The sequence below is a fragment of the Tessaracoccus zhenghani genome, assembly GCF_054552775.1.
Map to the genome: position 1 here is coordinate 2,492,576 of NZ_CM137275.1, position 17,531 is coordinate 2,510,106.

The window sequence follows — 17,531 nt, forward strand, 5'->3', positions numbered from 1 at the left end:
TCGCGGGACGTCGCCGCGGCCACCCTCAGTCGTCTACCGGGACGAGGGCCACGTGGTCAGGGAGCCCGTAGTAGATGTGCAGCGTGGGCAGGTAGCCGGACACGAACGCGCGAGGGTAGGTCATCTCCGGGTGGGGCAGTCGGTGCGGCACCTCGACCTCAACGGGTGCGTCCGCGTCGACGGCGGCCTCGATCGGCCCGACGATGCGACCCTCCACGAAGCGTTCGTTCTCCCGCACGCCGCGCAGGGTCGCGTCGAACCAGACGGCCGACGGTACCACCAGCAGCAGCGCGAGGCCGCCGGCGACCCGACGGTTGGCCCGCCGTCCGACCGTGAGGCGGGCCAGCGCCGCCGCCACGGTGAGCGCCAGCAGCGCGAGCGGCATCAGGTGGACCCGCGTGTTGGCGACCCCGGACGCGAAGACGAACACGCAGGACCCCGCGAAGCCCAGCCAGGCGAGGGCGGTGGCGGTGCCCAGCCGTCGGGCCGAGAGCGTCAGCGCGACGCCGACCGCAGCCATCGCCAGGACCATCAGGGCGAACACCACCGCCATCAGCGGCAGCCGGCCACTCGGGAACTCCTCGAGCGACAGTGAGGGCACACGCGTGCGGAACATGCCGGCGACCACGAAGAACGCCGCGGCGATCGCCGCCGCGCCGGCCAGGACCCACCTCCCCCACCGGGGCGGTTCCTGACGCATCGCGGTGGCTGCCAGCAGCGCCACGACGGCGAACCACAGCGGCCATCCCCGCGTGAGCAGCATCGACGCCGAGACCGACGTGCCGTGGAGGACGCGCTCCACCACCGTCGCCTCACCCACGACCCGCCCCGAGCGGAGCCAGAGCCCGGGCGAGGACATGTGCACGACGAAGGCCACCACCGCACAGGCCACGAGGAACCAGGACTTGGCGCCCAGGCGTAGCCGGCCGAGGGCCACCACCCCCACGGCGACGGCCAGGCTGGCGGTCGAGGAGACCTCCTGCATGGCGTCGGCCAGGAGGATCGCCACACCGGCGAGGGCGACGGTGGGCCAACCCACCGTCGAACCGGCGAGCAGCCGCTGGTGGACGCCGATGGCCAGCGCCAGCAGCCCCAGCGGGGCCACGTAGTTGACCGCGCCGGCAGCCCAGAAGATGCCGTCGCCGAACATGCCCGGCGCCAGCCAGCAGACCACCGGGAGGATGCCCAGCCCGACGGCGAGGGTCCAGCCCTGCCGGGCTGGGTGGCGGCCGACGGCGGCCCAGCTCAGCCCGAGGCCCGTGGCGGTCAGCATGAATGGCGCGAACAGCGGGTAGAACCACTCGCCGGGGCGGAGCAGCAGCCGGAGGACCGCGTCCGAGAGTCGCCCGTTGCGTCGCGCCCAGTCGTCGACCAGGGAGTCCCACCAGTAGTCGGCCGTGAACGTGCCACGCGGGTGGCCCGGGTCCGCGAGGAAGGCGTAGTCGTCGCCCGCCAGGAACCAGTGCTGGAAGAGCCATCCCCAGGCGGCCACGCTGAGGAGGGCGATGCCGACGATCACGAGTCGTCCACCCCACCGCACGTCCCGCTGCACGGTTTGCGAAGTCATGCCAGGCCCCCTCTGGTCGCTACCCCCGCAGGCTAACCCATCGAGGGCCCGCCGACGTTCCGCACGATGCCCTCGCGTCGCCGCACCCCACCCCGTGGCGAGGGTGGGGTAGCCGTGTCGCAGGGCGTCGAGGCCGGCCAACCGCGCGGCGGGCTGTATGGTGTGGCGGAACATGGCTGGTCGGGGCAGTCGAGAGGAACGGGGGGCCGCGGTGGCGGGGATCTTCATGTCGGGCGGATGCGTGATTCGCGACACCTTCGAGCAGTTGAAGCATGAACACGAGTTGACGGGGTACGTGGCTCGCCAGTCGCTCATCAGCGCGGCGTCGGCCCCGACTGCGCTGGGCACGGACTTCGAGCCCAAGGGCTTCGAGGACCGGCAGGTGCTCGGCGACCTCACGTCGTCGCTGTTCGGCCGGATCGAGGAGGTGCACGCCACCACCGACCTCCTGGTGCTCGACCTGCTCGTCGAACGGCTCGGTGTCGTCGCACTGCCCGACGGCACCCACGTGACCCGCACCCCGCACCTGAACCGAACCGGCATCCTCGGCGACCTCTTCGCCTCCTCCCCGATGATCAAGCTGGGCACCCGGGAACACTTCGACCTCTGGCGCCCGGCCGCCCAACAACTGGTGGACCTGCTGAGGTCCTTGGGGATGCTCGAGCGCACGATGCTCCTGGAGACTCCCTTCGCGACCAGGACGACTGCGGGCACCGAGGTGAAGCCGTACGCGGGCTGGACCCCGGAGGTGGTCGTGGCCAAGTACTCCCTCTACTACGGGTTCCTACGTGACGCCGGGATGCCCAGCGTCCGCATACCGAACGAGCTGGTCCTCTCTGACGACGACCACAAGTGGGGCGCATCACCGTTCCACTACGCCCCGCAGGCGTACGAGTGGGTGCGCGACACCATCTTGTCGAAGCTGCCGCCCCGCTTCACGCCGACCCACCACAGGCCACGCAGCGCGTCACGCTTGTTCTCCGCGAGCGTCTGAGCGCGCTTGCTGTCGCTCTTCGACGCGGTCAAGGCAGTCAGGAACCGCTCAAACCGCCGCTCCGAGACCGGCTCAGCGATCAACTCACGCACCTGAGCGCTAAACGCATCGCCAGCGCTGAGCACCAGCTGCAGCGCCTCACGCACGTCACCGAGCCTGCCCAGCGACTTCGACGAATGCCGCACCCTGACCGAGTTGACGAAGCTGCCGAGCGCCACGCTGAGCGTGTTGCCGCACACCACGACCCGAGTCCCCACCCCGTAGGTGGTGGCAAGAGAACCATCCATCGACGTCGCCGCCGTCAGGAACGGCCGGTGCTCCACACCCTCCACCAACTGGGTCGCCTCGGTTTCGACCTGCACCCAACCCTGAGCGCCGCCACGCAGCAAACCGGCCGAACCAACCTGCAAATCATCATCATCAAGGATCGCCTCGACGTTCTGCACCAGCCACTCGTCATAGCCATGCACCTGATAGCCGAACTTGACCACGCGTCCAACGCACATCAGTCTCGGTTTGAGCATGCCGACCTTTGATCCCGACGTCGGTCTCGCCAGGCGGTGCGCGATCCGCACGCACGGACGTGGCACCCACCGCTCGGTAGCCAACAGCTAGCCGCGCCGTTGGCGCGACTCTTCTTGCACAGCGAGCGGTTGGAGCCAGGCACTCGGAAAGCTCATTGCCATTCAGCTCGCGCGCGGCTGTCAGCTCCAAGGCTGATCCGCGAGCCACGCCCGCAGCTTCTCACCCTCCTCGTCACTCTCCAACCGAGCACCCAACTCCTCGAGCGTCGGGATGATTTCGGAGTTCGGAATTACCCACTCCCGTAGGTACGTGTCGGCTTCGGGTGGCCCCGTAAAACTCAAGACCCACTCAACTGGGACGTCACTTCTCCGTGGTTTAGTGCGCCACCAAGGCAGCGAGCCAAGTATCGGTGATGCCACGACGCCCCATCCGGACATCTCGCCCCTTGTGCACTCGCCGAAGTAGAACCCCACGTTGTTCGGATCGAAGCCTGCTCCGGAAGAATTCGCACTCTCCTTGTGCCGACTCACCGTCGAGTTACCCTGACGTGCACATTGGTCCCCTTACCGGTGAAGTTGACGTAGTATCCAGTGTAGTGCGGGTTACTCTTCCAAGTCGCGGTGCGATAACCGCGCCCGTTCGACTTGTTGTAGCGTAGGGTGAACCTTTGAGTAACTGTCTTCCCGTGTTTGTTCTTCGATACCCACGGCTGGAAGCGTTTAACCGTGGCTCCCTTGCCGACCCATCGCTTCCCGGCAGCGTTGGCGATCCGTCGCGTTGTTGTGATGTTCTTCTGCCCAGCTTCCACGGCCTTGAGGAGCCTTGTGACCTTCGCTGCCTTCAGTAGCTTCGCGGCGCGAACGGCCCGCACTGCCCAAGCAGCGGCCCCCAAACCTGGTACGAAACCAGCAACAGTCAGGGCAATGTCCCACTTGTGCTTCCACAGGAACTTTCCTGCCTTGCGCCAGAACCCGGCTTCTCCAGTCGTGTCTGAGTTGTTGATGGGATCGTTGGGGTATGCGTAGGGGGTGTCGTTGCCTCCGTAGATGGGGTCGATGCTGGTGAACAGGCCTGTTGCGCGGTTGTAGAGGCGTGCTCCCATGAGAAGCAGCCCGGCGTTGGTGGTGGTGCGTTGTTTGGCTCCGAGCCAGCCGTAGCCGTTGCCGGCTGTGCCGCTGGTTGCTGCGGGTTGTGCGGTTTGGGGTTGGCCGTATTCGGTGTAGCGGGTCCAGGAGTCGAGCCCGTCAGCAACGTCGTCGGGGTTGTTGAGACTGATGGTGGAGGAGACGTCGCCGCGTGGGGTGACCAGGGCGAGCTCGCCGCGGGTTCCGGTGTCATCGATGATGATCGACATCGAGAGGTCTCCGGCGACGAGGTCGCTGTAGACGGTGGTGGAGGTGGTTCCGTCACCGGTTGCGGTGATCCACGCCGGGTTGTCCGAGTCGTCGCTGTAGTGGTTGACCACTTGCTGACCGGCCGCGCCGGTGGTGGTGGTCTGGGTGGCGCGACGGCCGGATACGTCGAGACCATAGGTCAGGGTGATGTCGCCCTGGCTGATGGTCTTGGCTTCTTCGGTGTCGTAGTAGCCGAGCGTGATGTTCCCGGCGGCGGGGTTGGGTGCGTCGGCGGCTGGGATGCTGGTTTGGCGTCCCAGTTCGTCGTAGACATACGCACTGGTCCCGTCCGAGGCCGCGACCGGGCGATCTGCCGCGTCGTAGGTCCACGCCGATGTGCTGGTCGGAGTGGTGGTGGCACAGTCGGTCCCGGTGTCGCTGACCGCTGTGGTCAGCTCGGTGCGATTGCCTCGGTTGTCGAAGCTGTAGCTCCGAATGGTGCAGGCATCTGCGCCTCCTACGACGGGTCGGTCTTGGACCTGGGTGAGGCGCCCGGCTCCGTCGTAGGTGTAGGTCGTGTCGGCGGGAACGGCCGTGAATCCGGTCTCCGCGCCGGTGAAGGCTGCCCCTTCGGGGTTCCACTCCTGGACGATTTGGCCTTTGGCGTTGGCCCGCATGGACCATGCTAGCCACGGCTGTTCCTCGGTGGCACCGGTCTCGGGGTCGATGACGACCTGCCCCAGGTATTGCTGGGAGATGAGCTCACCGGCCAGATCGTAGACAGACTCGCGGGTGATTGCTCCGGGCAGCTTCTCCTTGACCAGTTGGCCTTGGGCGTCGTAGGCCGCGGTGGCGGTGGTGACATAGCTGCCGACAGTGGTCACGGTCTTGGTGAGAAGTCCTCGATTCTCGGTTGCCCCATTGGCGTCTGGTCCGTCATAGGTGTTGACGGTGACGCTGGTGGGGGTGGTGACCTTGGCCACCTCACCGTAGCTGTTGTATTCGGTGGTGGTGGTCTCAGCGACCCCACCCGCCGGCTTGATGGTGTAGGTCAGCTGCCGACCCCACGTGTCGTAGGTCATCTCAGTGCTACCCGCGCTCGACCTGGTGCCAGCGACCTTGCCGGTGGCAGTGTAGGTGGTCGTCACGGCCGGGACCGGCGTCGACGATGCCAGGCCTGTCACTGTGGTGGTGACGGTGACCGGGCGGGTCTTCGCGTCGAAGGTGGTGGTCTCCGTGCGGGCCACCCCCCCGGAGGCGTCGATCTGTGTCGCTGTGGTGCCGTGCCATTGGTAGTCGCGGTAGGTGGTCACCGGCGTCGTCTGGCCTGCGGGTTGGGAGGCCGGTCCTTCTGTGCAGATGTATCCGGCCCAGGTGGGCTGATTGCTGCAGGCTGGGTCCACACTGTTCGTCCCGGCGCTCCAGAACACGGTGCGGCGGGTTCCCGGATCGGTGCTGCCGGCTCCGGGTTGACGCTGCTCGATGATGCGCGCCTGCGCGTCGTAGCGGGTCTTTGTCACGATGTCACCAGCGTCGACGGTGCCGTCGTCGTTGATGTCGGTGGTGGTGGAGGTGGCTTGTCGCAGGTCCCAGCCTGTCTTGTCGCCGGTTTCGAGGGCGTCGTAGCCGGTCCAGGTCGTTGACAGGGTCTCCACGACAGTGCCATCAGGACGCTCCGCGGTGATCACCGACTTGGTTTCCAGGTCGAACCCGCCGGTGCCGGGGGCTTCGGTGTAGCTGGTGGAGATGTGGCGGCGCAGCATCTCTTCCGATGCGGCACCTTCGGCCTGGATCATGGTGGCCGGGGTGAAGATGTCGGTGATGCGGGTGCGTGCTGTTGCCAGCACGGTGGTCCCGTCCCGGCCGATCACGTCAGCGTCGTTGTAGACGTTCTTGGTGGCGGCCATCTCCGGATCGGAGTAGACGCTGTCAGCGGCCCGGATCGCAGCTGTAGCGCGCGCGTCCCAGGTCAGGGTGACGTTGTCAGAGGCGTCGTAGACATTAGCCGTGAGCTGCCACTCGCCGGCGCCGTAGGAGGCTTCGTGGATGGTATAGCCCTCGGCGTCGGTGAGCCACAGGTTGGCGCGCTGCCACTTGGCGGAGTCGGTGGCGGCGGGGGCGGAGGTGATGGGTTGGTCCACCCCGAACACGGCGAACCCTGTGGTTGCACGCTTGGTCAGTGGGTAGTCGGCGAACTGCGTCAGGTTCAGTCCTGGGATGTTGGCCGGGGTCTGGTTGTAGATGATCGCGGCCAGTTGTGCGGTGCCGCCGCCTGCCTGGGCCGGGATGGTACGGGTGACCGTGGACAGCTTCCCGCCGCTGGTATCGGCGAGGTAGGTGTAGTTGATCTTCTCCTCCCCTGGCGGGGTGATCGAGGCCAGTTTCGGCTGGACCGTGGTGGTCGACGACCAGGTGTAGCTGGTGGTCAACCCGGAGATCTCATCCTTCTGACTAATCAGGCGTCCGTAGGAGTCGTAGGTGTAGCTCGACAGGGTCCTGTCGGCGTCGGTGTTGACCTGCGCCTTGATCGTGCTCAGCCGCTGCGCACCATTGATCGTGGTGTAGCCCAGCTTCAGGACCCGACAACCAGCCGTCGGGGTGCCTGGTTCGCAACTGGTGGTCACGCCTTCGGGCTGCGGAGCGATGATCGAGGTGACCAGCCCGGCGCTATTGTACCGGTAGGAAGTCTTCTCCCCGGTAACCGAATCGGTGACGCTGTCGGTCTGGTACTCGGCCTCCATCGTGGCCGTCGGGGCAGTAACCCGCTTGAACAGCGTCGAGAAGCCTTCCTTATCGGTGGCGGTGACCTGCGTGGAAGCGACTGTCAGAATCAGGCCAGATGCCTCGGCATCGGCACCGATCGGCAGATACGTCCCGGTCGGGATGGTGGCCGTCGTGCGAACCACGGCCCCGTCAGGGGCGAACGGCAGCACTGTGCCTTCGCTGTCGACCAGAACCAGGGTGCCGTCGACCATGGTGTTATCGACCAGCTCCATCTCGGTAACGCCGAGGGGGCCGCCGTCAAGGGACGCGATCCAACCGGGACCAAACACGCTCTGCGCTACGCCGCTGTCGCCCGCCCACGTCGAATGGGTCCTCGAGACCGACAACTCCCCGCCCGGGGTAGTCAACTCCGCATCGGTCTCGGTGGCCTGGAACTCGCCGGTCCACAACGCCACCTGGCCACCGGTCACGTCCTCGACAGGGAAGCCGGCGCCGAATGCGTGCGGGACCCGCACGATCTGACGGCTGGCGGTGTACAACGCGTTGGTGCCGTACAGGAACTTCGCCCGGATCTCCAACACCACCGAGGTACGCGTCGGCAAATTGTTGTCCTCAACAATCGCGGCGGTATCAAACGCAGCGGTCAGGGTCGACGCGGACGTCGACGCCGTAACGGTAGCGTCGAGATCCTTCCAGGCCGTGGTGCCCTGCACCTTCCACTGCAGATTCCCTGTGACAGCCGGTCCGGTGCCTTGCGGTGCGCCGGTGGCCTTGACGTTGACGGTGCCGTGGGTGGTCATCGTCTTGGTCGGCGTCACCAGAGTGGGGCCGCCGTAACCGAACGAGTACGTCTTGGTCGCGGTTCGCCCCACGGGCGACTTCGCGGTCGCCTCGATCGAGTGCCCGCCCGCCTTCGCAGGAACCGTCAACGTCGTAATGGTCTTGTTGGCCGTCAACTGGGTAAACGTACTGGTCGTCGCCGTGCCACCGTTGACCTTGTACGTCACCGACGTCGGAGCCGACGCGGACGCCGAACCCGGGGTCGCAACGATCGTGCACGTCTCCGACGTCGTCGGCACCGTCGACGCCCACGACCCATTCGGACTCTTCGTACACGTGATCGTCGGAGCTGGCGGATACACCGCAGAATACCGAATCTCGGTCGCCTGGCCCCACCCCGACCACGAGTACCCGTCATAAGCCGTGGCCCGGACCCAGATACTCGTGTTGGCCGACAGCGACGGCACACTCTTACACGACACCGTGCTACCCGAAGCCGCAGACGCCCGACACAGCTCAGCCACCGGATCAGTAGCCGTCGCCGACGTGAACCGCGACATCACCGCAGTGACAGTGTCAGCATCAGAATCCTTCACCGGAACCGTGATCGTCGGGGTCGCGGTGTTGGTGAACTTCTTCGTTCCCTCCGAGGTCGTACCGCTGACCGCGCCGACCACGGTCGGCGCTACCGGCATGTCCGGGACCCGGTTGTAGAACACCGCGATGACCGGCTTGTTGTTGCCCTCCGATGAGTGGAAGATCTTCCACCCGTTGGCGTTGGTGATATCGGTAGCGCCCAGCATCATCCCGACCTGCGTCGCGGTCGAGATGGACCACGCCTGAGCCTGCGCCGTCATATCGATACTGACCCGAGCCGCCGGACACGCCGACGAATGACCCGCCGACGTCGACACCGTCACCCGCTTCATGCCCAACGTAGGCTGGGCCGTCCACCGCGACGACGTGCTCGCCAACCCAGCATCATACGAAGCAAACGGATGAGCCGCACACGTCGACGCATACGACTGATAGAGTGACAAGTTTGCGCGCACAATCTTGCGATCCCGAAAATCGGCTACCTTAAAGTTCAGGAACGAGCGGGCTACCTGCCCTTGACCCGGGTTCCCGATCCGCAGATCCGTCGCCGTAGACTTATCCACCGTCACGCCATGCTGCACCCACGTATCAAACACCGGCGACACCGAGTACATCAGATACGTCGGATCAATCGAGATGGGGAATACCCGCTCCTCATCCAACAGCCACTGCTCATCAGCAGTCACACCCAAACCACGACCTGCGGTCGCCGAACGATCCCGACCGGCCGAGCGCGCCTGCGCCTGCGGCTCAAGCGTGAATCCGGCCTTAGTCTCTGCGCCCCGCACCCCTGGTACATCCACCGAGGAATCCCACATCGTCGGCACACCAAACCGGCCGACCCGCTCACCCAACAACTGGAACTGCACCGACCCATCCCCTGCTGCCTCCGGCGCGATCTTCGACCGCAGCTTCGTCGGCAAAACCACCTGCCCGTCAACCCCGAAAGTGTCGACCAGCAGCTGCGCAGCCTCAGCGCTCTTGACCACCCACAACACCTCAAACCCGGCCGTCAACACCTCCACCGTCACATCCACCCCAGGCAGAACCTCCGCATAAGTCGCGGTGTTGCCCTCCAGCGTCGGCTCGGGCAACGTCACGCCCTCCAACGCGAGCCCGACCTCATCGTCACCACCCTGGTCGAAAACCACCAACTCACCGCTCGCCTCACCGGCCAACTCGACCTCCACCGGCATCGCCACCGGCACAATGCCCTCACTGGTCTTCGTTAACGTGGTGTCAATATCACGCCAACCATCCGCAGCCGACTCATCCTCGAACCGCACAGCACCGAACGCGGTCGCCTCCTCCACCAGACCATCCGGATGCACCCACACCTGCCTGGTCTCCGTGCGCTCCGACAACACCTCAACCCGAACACCCTGCGCCCTCGCAGTCACCGTCGCAGATGTCCAATCCGGCCGCGACACCTCCACCACAGGCTCAGGATCCGGATCCGCCCACGCCGGAGAAGCAACACCCACCCCCACGACCAAAGCAAGCGAGCAAACCAGCCAAATAATCCGACGCGACCACGACACCATGGCAGAACACTCCTTCAAACAAATGCGCTGCGCCTTTGCAGCTATTTCTACAGGAAGTACGACGGCATGAACCCTGGTATTGCCAAGTGGGGCTGGGGTGCGGCGCCGCAGCCACGTCATCGACCAATCATCCTGACTCTATATGACTCTCTATACTCCTACATGCCCATGCGTGACATATAGGGGTATAGAATGGGATACGTGGACACGGCTGCCCTCCCGGACCGCGCCGACCCCCGACTGGTGGCCGCTGCGCGGCCCCATACTTCGACGCTGTAGGCTGTGGCCTGTGTCCGGCGAGGGCCGGAATGGTGAGGAGTGTCCACAGGTGAAGATCACCGTTGTTGCGTTGGGGAAGATCGGCTTGCCGCTGGCGGTGCAGTTCGCGGATGCCGGGCATGAGGTCATCGGCGCGGACGTGCAGCAGGGCGTGGTCGACTTGGTGAACGCGGCCACCGAGCCGTTCCCGGGGGAGGCCCACCTGCAGGAGAAGCTGTCCGAGTTGGTGCCCGCCGGCCGGTTGCGCGCCACCACCGACACCTCGGCCGCCGTGGCGGAGTCCGAGGCCGTGGTCGTGGTGGTGCCGCTGTTCGTCAATGCCGAGGGCGTCCCGGACTTCGAGTGGATGGACGACGCCACGCGCTCGATCGCTGCGGGGCTGAAGCCGGGCACGCTGGTGTCGTACGAGACCACGCTGCCCGTGGGCACGACCCGCAACCGGTGGAAGGGCATGCTCGAGGAGGGCTCGGGCCTGACCGAGGGTCAGGACTTCCACCTGGTGTTCTCCCCGGAGCGGGTGCTGACCGGCCGGGTGTTCGAAGACCTGCGTAAGTACCCCAAGCTGATCGGTGGCCTCTCCGAGGAGGGCGCCAGGCTCGCCAAGGAGTTCTACGAGGCGGTGCTGAGCTTCGACGAGCGCCCGGACCTGCCGCGCGGCAACGGCGTGTGGGACCTGGGTTCCGCCGAGGCCGCAGAGATGGCCAAGCTGGCGGAGACCACCTACCGCGACGTGAACATCGGCCTGGCGAACGAGTTCGCCAAGTTCGCCGGTAAGAGCGGCATCGACGTCTACCAGGTCATCGAAGCCTCCAACTCGCAGCCCTACTCCCACATCCACCGTCCCGGTATCGCCGTGGGCGGGCACTGCATCCCGATCTACCCACGCCTGTACCTGTGGACGGATCCCGACGCCACCGTCGTGGAGACGGCCCGCAAGGCAAACGCAGCGATGCCCGCGTACGCCGTCTCGATGCTGGCCGATGTCGCCGGCGACCTGAGCGGCAAGCGCGTCGCCGTGCTGGGCGCCTCGTACCGCGGCGGCGTGAAGGAGACGGCGTTCTCCGGCGTGTTCCCGGTGGTCGCCGAGCTCCGCGACCGTGGCGCCGAGGTGGGCGTCCATGACCCGATGTACACCGACGAGGAACTGGCCAAGTACGGCTTCGCGCCCTACCACCTGGGCGAAGAGGCGGACTACGCGGTCGTTCAGACGGACCACATCGAGTACCGCACCCTCACCAAGGAAGACCTGCCTGGCGTGAGCGCCATCGTCGACGGGCGACGCAGCCTCGACTCGGTGGACTTCCCCGGCGTCGACATCCGGGTCATCGGCCTCGGCTGATCCCACACCAACGACATCACCCGGCCTGATCCAGGCCGGGTGATCGTTTTTTGGGCGTGGGGCTCCCAACCGTAAGGCGGGCTGGCCTCAGCCGGCGAAGTTGAGGAGCGCCTCGATGACCCGCTCGGAGGCGTGGCCGTCGCCGTAGGGCTGGCCCAGGTCCGTGGTGGGGGCGGGCCGGACGATCACGTCGGAGAGCTGGGTCAGTTCCGGGTCGAGGATGTTCCACCCGCTGTCGATGGTCTCGGTCCACTCGGTCTCCGTGCGGATCGTGGTGGTGGGCGTGCCGAGGAGGAAGGCCTCCTTCTGCAGGCCACCCGAATCCGTGACCACACCTGCGGCGGCCATCACGGCGCGCACCATCTGCGGGTAGGCCAGCGGCTCGACGGCGAACAGCGAGCCGTTCGACAGCGCCAAGCCGTGCTTCTTGGCCAACGCCACGAGGCGAGGGTGGGCGAGCAGCACGACGGGTACCGGGGCGGCCTTCAGCGCACTGAGGATGGCGCGGAGGCGCTCGGGGTCATCGGTGTTGTCAGCGCGGTGGATGGTGGCCAGGGCGAACGGCTGTTCCGGGTCCACGCCCGGGGGCAGTTGCGGGGCGTCGTTAGCCACTGCGTCCCGGGTGGCCAGGCACACGTCGGTCATCACGTCGCCGACGAGCAGCGCCCGGTCCGCCAGGCCTTCCTTGGCGAGGTTGTCCATGCCCACCTGCGTGGGCACGAGCAGCAGATCAGAGAGGTGGTCCGTGATGATGCGGTTGTGTTCCTCCGGCATGCGCCGGTTGAAGGACCGCAGGCCGGATTCGAGGTGCGCGAGCTTGACGTGCATCTTGACCGCGGCCATCGCGGCGGCGGCGGTGGAGTTGGTGTCGCCGTAGGCCAACACCCAGTCCGGCTGGTACTCCTCCAGCACGCCGTCCATCTGGGAGAGCATCGCGCCGGTCTGGCGGCCGTGGGTGCCGGAGCCCACACCCAGGTGCGCGTCGGGCGCGGGGATGCCGAGGTCACGGAAGAACACGTCCGACAGCAGCGGGTCGTAGTGCTGCCCGGTGTGCACGATGATGTGTTCCACGTCGTCATGCTGCTGGGCGGCCCGCACGATGGGGCCGAGCTTGACGAACTGGGGACGGGCACCGACGACGCTCATGAACTTCACGCGCTCCAGTCTGGCACAGCGCCGTGCTGTCCCGACGCACCCGCGACGGGGGTGTCAGGTGTCGGAGGTCGTCCACGCGTCGCGGCCCTCCCACGTGCAGACGCACACCTCGTTGCCCTCCGGGTCTGCCAGCACCCAGAAGCTGGGCGCCTCGGTGTCGTTGATGATGGTGCCACCCGCGTCGGTGGCGGCCTTCAGCCGGGCCGGGGCCTCGTCGTGGGCGACGGTGAGGTCGAGGTGGATCCGGTTGCGCTGCGAGCGGGGCTCATCCATCTGCTGGAACCAGATGGGCGGACCGATCAAATCCGGATCCGTGAGGGCGTCGTCGTCCAGGTCCCAGCCGGTGACGGCCTGCCAGAAGGCGGCCACCGTCGGGATGTCGAGGGCGTCGATGGCGATCTCGAGCTGCGCCAGCCTGCCGGGCTCCGACGTGAGGCCCCGCTCACGGACGAGCTCGGTCACGGCGGTGCCGAACCGCACGTCACGGTCCGTGATGGCGCCGACGTCGTGGCTGGCGACCGCGAGGTGCACGCGGTTGTAGCGCACGTCGATCTCCGGATGGTGGTCGTGCTCGTTGGCCAGTGCCGCGACGGCGTTGACGAAGCTGAGGGCCTCGTCGAACGAGCCGGCGTCGACCAGGAGGTGCATCCGGCCGAGCAGGTAGCGCCACTGGGGGAGTTGCTCACTGGCATCGTGTCTGGTGAGTTTCGTCATGCCACACGATAAGCCGGGGCGGGTGCCGGTGTCTGTAGAGTTGCGGTGGCTCGTCTCCCTGCAGAAAGGCGCACCAGTGTCAGACCGCAAGCCCCGTGTCGTGCTGTTCCGGCACGCCCCCGTCGACTTCGATTCCCGCGCCAAGCGGATCGCGGGCACCCTGCACAGGGGAGGCTTCGAGCCCATCATCATCTCCCTGGAACCCGCCGGCGGGACGTCCGAGGAGTTCCTGCTGGACGACGCCATCCGGGTCATCCGGGTGCCGCTGGCGTTCCGGCCCAAGGAGTCGCTGCTGAAATCGGTGCCGACGGATCCGAATGCGCCGGACCCGGCCGTGGAGCAGGTGCGCGCGCTGCGCCGCCGCCGCGGGATCTACGCCGAGCGGGTCAAGGGCGCGGACGCGGCCTCGGCCAAGGCCGCCGCCCACTACGCGAAGCTCACCGCCCAGATGGCGCCTTTCGTGGCCGGGCGGCTCGGCCGACGCGTGGCCCACCGGGTGGGATGGGCGGTGGACACGGTCACGGCGCCGCTGCGGCCCGATGCCGCGCACCGTGACCTCTACCGCGACCTCGACCTCGCCACCACGCTGCCCATCGCAGACCACACGGCCTACACCCTCACGGATCTCCTGATCTCGCTGCGGCCCGACATCCTGCACGCCCACCACCCCAACGTGCTCCCCGCCGCGTGGCAGGCCCTCGACGCCCTCCGCTCCGCCGGCCACCCCGTCCGGGTCTCGCTGGACATCCGCGAGAACTTCACCGGCCTCCCGGACAAGGAGATCGGCGACATCGTTGCCCACCGCACGCTGCTGGAGCTGCAGCGCCGCTTCATGCCCTTCGCAGACCACGTCACGTCGGTGAACCAGCAGATCGCCGACATCGTCACGGAGCAGTACGCCCTGGCGCGCCCCGCCATCGAGCTGCGCAACTACCCGGTGCTGGCGGAGCCCACCGGCCCCCGCACCGTGCGTGAGGCGGCAGGGGTCGACGACGGCACGCCGTTGATCGTCTACTCCGGCGTCATGAGCCGTGCCCGGGGCATGGACACCCTGATCGAGGCCATGGCGCACGTTCCCGCCGACGCCCATCTGGCCATCGTCACGATGCCGCTGCCGCACCCCATGGAGCCCGAGCTGATGGAGCAGGCCGAGGGGCTGGGCGTGGCGGACCGGATCCACTTCGTGCCCGCCGTCGACCAGAGCGAGCTGATCCACTACCTCAGCGGCGCGGATGTCGCCGTCCACCCCATGCCCGGGGGGTCGCCGAACCACGACCAGGCCATGCCGAACAAGCTGTTCGAGTACCTCCACGCCGGCCTCACGTTCGTCACATCCGACGCCAAGCTGCTGGCGCAGTTCGTCACCGACAACGGCATGGGCCGTGTGTTCCGCTCGCATGACGCGGAGGACCTCGGCCGCCAGTTGTCGGCCGCGCTGGCGGCCCCCGTGCCGGCCGAGCACCTCGCGGCGCTCGCCGAGCGGTACTCCTGGCAGCACAACGAGGCGGTCATCCTGCGGGAGTTCTCCAGGCTCGCCGCCCTCACCGAGACCGACCCCCGCAGCGGCCGGGCCCGGATCACGCCCGCAGAGGCGCCCTTCCGCGCGCCCGGTTCCGCGGTCGAGCCTCCGCACGTGGTGCTGTTCCGGCACGCCCCCGTCGACATCGACACGCGGGCCAAGAAGATCGCCCAGACCCTGAGCCGCGGCGGCTACCGCGTCACGATCGTGTCGGTGGAGCAGCCGGGCAGCGCCCCCGGCGAGGCCGTCATGAACGACGTGCGGATCATCCGGGTGCCGCTGCAGAACGCGCCCGTCGCGCCGCCGAAGCCCACGTCGTTGCCCGAGCGCCTCGTCGCCAAGCTGCAGCGCGATGCCCCAGCGCGCGTCCGGGCTCTGGTGACCCCTCCCTCGCAGCGCCCCGGGGCCATCATCGAGGCGCACACCGGCACCCTCGCGCAGCTGCTCGTGAGCCTGAAGCCCGATGTGCTGCACGTCCATCACCCGTACGTGTTCGACGCGGCCCGCGTCGCGCTGCGCCGGCTCGGCCACGAGGTGCGGATGGTCTACGACGCCCGCGAGAACTGGGCCGGCCTCCCCGCCGTCGAACGGGGCGCCCGCGCGCGGCACGAGATGCTCGTGCACGCGGAGGCGGCCGGCATCGTGCACGCCGACGGTGTACTCACCGTCGCCGAACCCCTCGCGGACGACCTCAAGGCCAGGTTCCGGCTGCCGCGGCGCCCGACGGTGGCGCTGCACTACCCGGTGGAGTACCCCCTCGTCGGCACGCGCACGGTGCGGGAGGCGCTCGGCCTGGGCGACGACGTGCAGCTGCTCGTGTACTCGGGGGTCCTGAGCCGGGCCCGCAACCTGGACCTGCTGATCAGGGGCCTGGCGGAGCTGCCGGAGCACGTGCACCTGGCGCTGGTGGCGGTTCCGTACCCGCACCCCCGCGAGGCCGAGTTGCGGAAGGTGGCCGATGTCGCCGGGGTGGCCCAGAGTCGCCTGCACTTCGCGCCCCCGGTGGACCAGCACGAGTTGGCGTACTACCTGAGCGGCGCGGATGTCGCTGTCTCGGCCATCCCCAAGGGGTCGCCGAACCACGATCTGGCCCTCCCCAACAAGCTCTTCGAGTACCTCCACGCGCGCCTGCCGCTGGTGCACGCCGACGCGGCCGCCATGCGGGCGTTCACCCGGCGTGAGGGCACCGGCACGGTGTTCCGCAGCGGCGACCTGCAGGACTACCTGCGCGCGGTGCGGCAGAACCTGGAGTCGCCGGTGCCCGCCGAGCTGCTGGCGGAGAAGGCCGCGGAGCGCACCTGGCAGCACCTCGAGCCGCGGATCCTGGGTCTCTACGACCGGCTGACCGGCTTCATCCATACGGAACCGGGGCCGGACTTCCCGCCGATGACGGTCACCGAGGTGGTCGACAGGGAGGGCTGACGCGGCCGTCCGCTGCGCGTTAGGGTGGAACACATGCGCGCTGTCATCGTTGAGGCCCCCGGAGATGTCGACGTCCTGAACATCGGCGAGGCGGCGAAGCCCACCCCCGGCCCTGGCGAGGTGCTGGTGCGCACGGTCGCCTCCGGCGTCAACCGGGCTGATCTCCTGCAGCGCCAGGGCCACTACCCGCCCCCTCCCGCCATCACCGACATCATCGGCCTCGAGGCCAGCGGTGTCGTGGAAGAGGTGGGCGAAGGCGTCGAGCGCTGGAAGCAGGGCGACGAGGTGGTGGCCCTCCTGGCAGGCGGCGGCTACGCGGAGTTCTTCGTCGCGCCGGAGGGCCAGCTGATCTCGCCCCCGCCGGGAGTCGACCTGGTCTCGGCCGCCGGAGTGCTGGAAGTGGCGGCCACCGTGTTGTCGAACCTGCGGGTGGGGAACCTGACCCACGGTGAGGTGTTCCTCGCCCATGGTGGCGCCGGCGGCATCGGCACCTTCGCCACGCAGTACGCCAAGGCGCTGGGCGCCGTCGTCGTCGCCACCGCGGGCAGTGAAGCGAAGCTCCAGCACTGCAGGGACCACGGGGCGGACTTCGCCTTCGACTACCACGGCGACTGGGTCTCGGAACTCCGGGAGGCCACCGGCGGTGCCGATGTCATCCTGGACATCATCGGCGCGAAGTACCTCGAGGCCAACGTCAAGGCCCTGAAGAAGCGGGGCCGCATCGTCGTCATCGGCCTGCAGGGCGGCGTGAAGGGGACGCTCAACCTGGGCGCGCTCCTCTCCAAGCAGGCGAGCATCACCGCCACCTCGCTGCGCTTCCGGCCGGACACGGAAAAGGCGGAGATCTGTGCCGCCGTGGAGTCGCAGGTATGGCCGATGTTGAATGACGGCCGAATCAAACTTTCCCCAGAGACGCGCATTCCCTTCGACGAGGTGCGCACCGCCCACGAAAAGCTCGCCGGAGGCGACAATGTGGGCAAAATCGTGCTGGTCCACTGACCCTCGGAGTTGACGACACGCCGAGGTACAGAACCGTTT

8 protein-coding genes and 1 pseudogene are annotated in these 17,531 nt (G+C 67.5%); 4 read left to right on the plus strand and 5 right to left on the minus strand.

Annotation, left to right across the window (positions count from 1 at the left end):
- Nucleotides 1–25: 25 nt before the first annotated feature.
- A complete protein-coding gene (locus tag ACX1DX_RS11795; protein WP_459396754.1) occupies nucleotides 26–1,567 on the minus strand; it encodes a hypothetical protein in 1,542 nt (513 codons plus the stop codon).
- Between the two features lie 241 nt (nucleotides 1,568–1,808).
- On the opposite strand from ACX1DX_RS11795, the gene ACX1DX_RS11800 reads away from it, so the two are divergent.
- Nucleotides 1,809–2,561, plus strand: a complete 753-nt coding sequence (locus tag ACX1DX_RS11800) for a DUF6270 domain-containing protein (RefSeq protein ID WP_459396755.1) — start codon at nucleotides 1,809–1,811, stop codon at nucleotides 2,559–2,561.
- A gap of 11 nt (nucleotides 2,562–2,572) precedes the next feature.
- Here ACX1DX_RS11800 and ACX1DX_RS11805 read toward each other — a convergent pair.
- Together ACX1DX_RS11805 and ACX1DX_RS11810 are read right to left on the minus strand one after the other, a co-directional pair.
- A pseudogene (locus ACX1DX_RS11805) lies at nucleotides 2,573–3,085 on the minus strand (TIGR03299 family phage/plasmid-derived protein); the annotation flags it as partial.
- Nucleotides 3,086–3,612: 527 nt separating this feature from the next.
- The gene (locus ACX1DX_RS11810) at nucleotides 3,613–9,960 is read right to left on the minus strand and encodes an RHS repeat-associated core domain-containing protein (protein WP_459396756.1); all 6,348 of its coding nucleotides are present in this window, start codon (nucleotides 9,958–9,960) and stop codon (nucleotides 3,613–3,615) included.
- Between the two features lie 433 nt (nucleotides 9,961–10,393).
- Here ACX1DX_RS11810 and ACX1DX_RS11815 point away from each other — a divergent pair, with 433 nt between their 5' ends.
- The gene (locus ACX1DX_RS11815; protein WP_459396757.1) at nucleotides 10,394–11,683 is read left to right on the plus strand and encodes a nucleotide sugar dehydrogenase; all 1,290 of its coding nucleotides are present in this window, start codon (nucleotides 10,394–10,396) and stop codon (nucleotides 11,681–11,683) included.
- Between the two features lie 87 nt (nucleotides 11,684–11,770).
- Here the strand turns inward: ACX1DX_RS11815 and wecB are convergent, their stop codons facing one another.
- Complete coding sequence (gene wecB / locus ACX1DX_RS11820; RefSeq protein WP_459396758.1) at nucleotides 11,771–12,838, minus strand: non-hydrolyzing UDP-N-acetylglucosamine 2-epimerase; 1,068 nt, start codon at nucleotides 12,836–12,838, stop codon at nucleotides 11,771–11,773.
- A 54-nt stretch (nucleotides 12,839–12,892) separates the two neighbouring features.
- The gene (locus tag ACX1DX_RS11825) at nucleotides 12,893–13,552 is read right to left on the minus strand and encodes a 4a-hydroxytetrahydrobiopterin dehydratase (RefSeq protein WP_459396759.1); all 660 of its coding nucleotides are present in this window, start codon (nucleotides 13,550–13,552) and stop codon (nucleotides 12,893–12,895) included.
- A gap of 76 nt (nucleotides 13,553–13,628) precedes the next feature.
- Here ACX1DX_RS11825 and ACX1DX_RS11830 point away from each other — a divergent pair, with 76 nt between their 5' ends.
- Nucleotides 13,629–16,493, plus strand: a complete 2,865-nt coding sequence (locus tag ACX1DX_RS11830) for a glycosyltransferase family 4 protein (RefSeq protein WP_459396760.1) — start codon at nucleotides 13,629–13,631, stop codon at nucleotides 16,491–16,493.
- A 33-nt stretch (nucleotides 16,494–16,526) separates the two neighbouring features.
- Nucleotides 16,527–17,492 carry an NAD(P)H-quinone oxidoreductase gene (locus ACX1DX_RS11835; RefSeq protein ID WP_459396761.1) on the plus strand — a complete coding sequence of 322 codons (966 nt, stop codon included), beginning with the start codon at nucleotides 16,527–16,529 and terminating at the stop codon, nucleotides 17,490–17,492.
- Nucleotides 17,493–17,531: the final 39 nt, after the last annotated feature.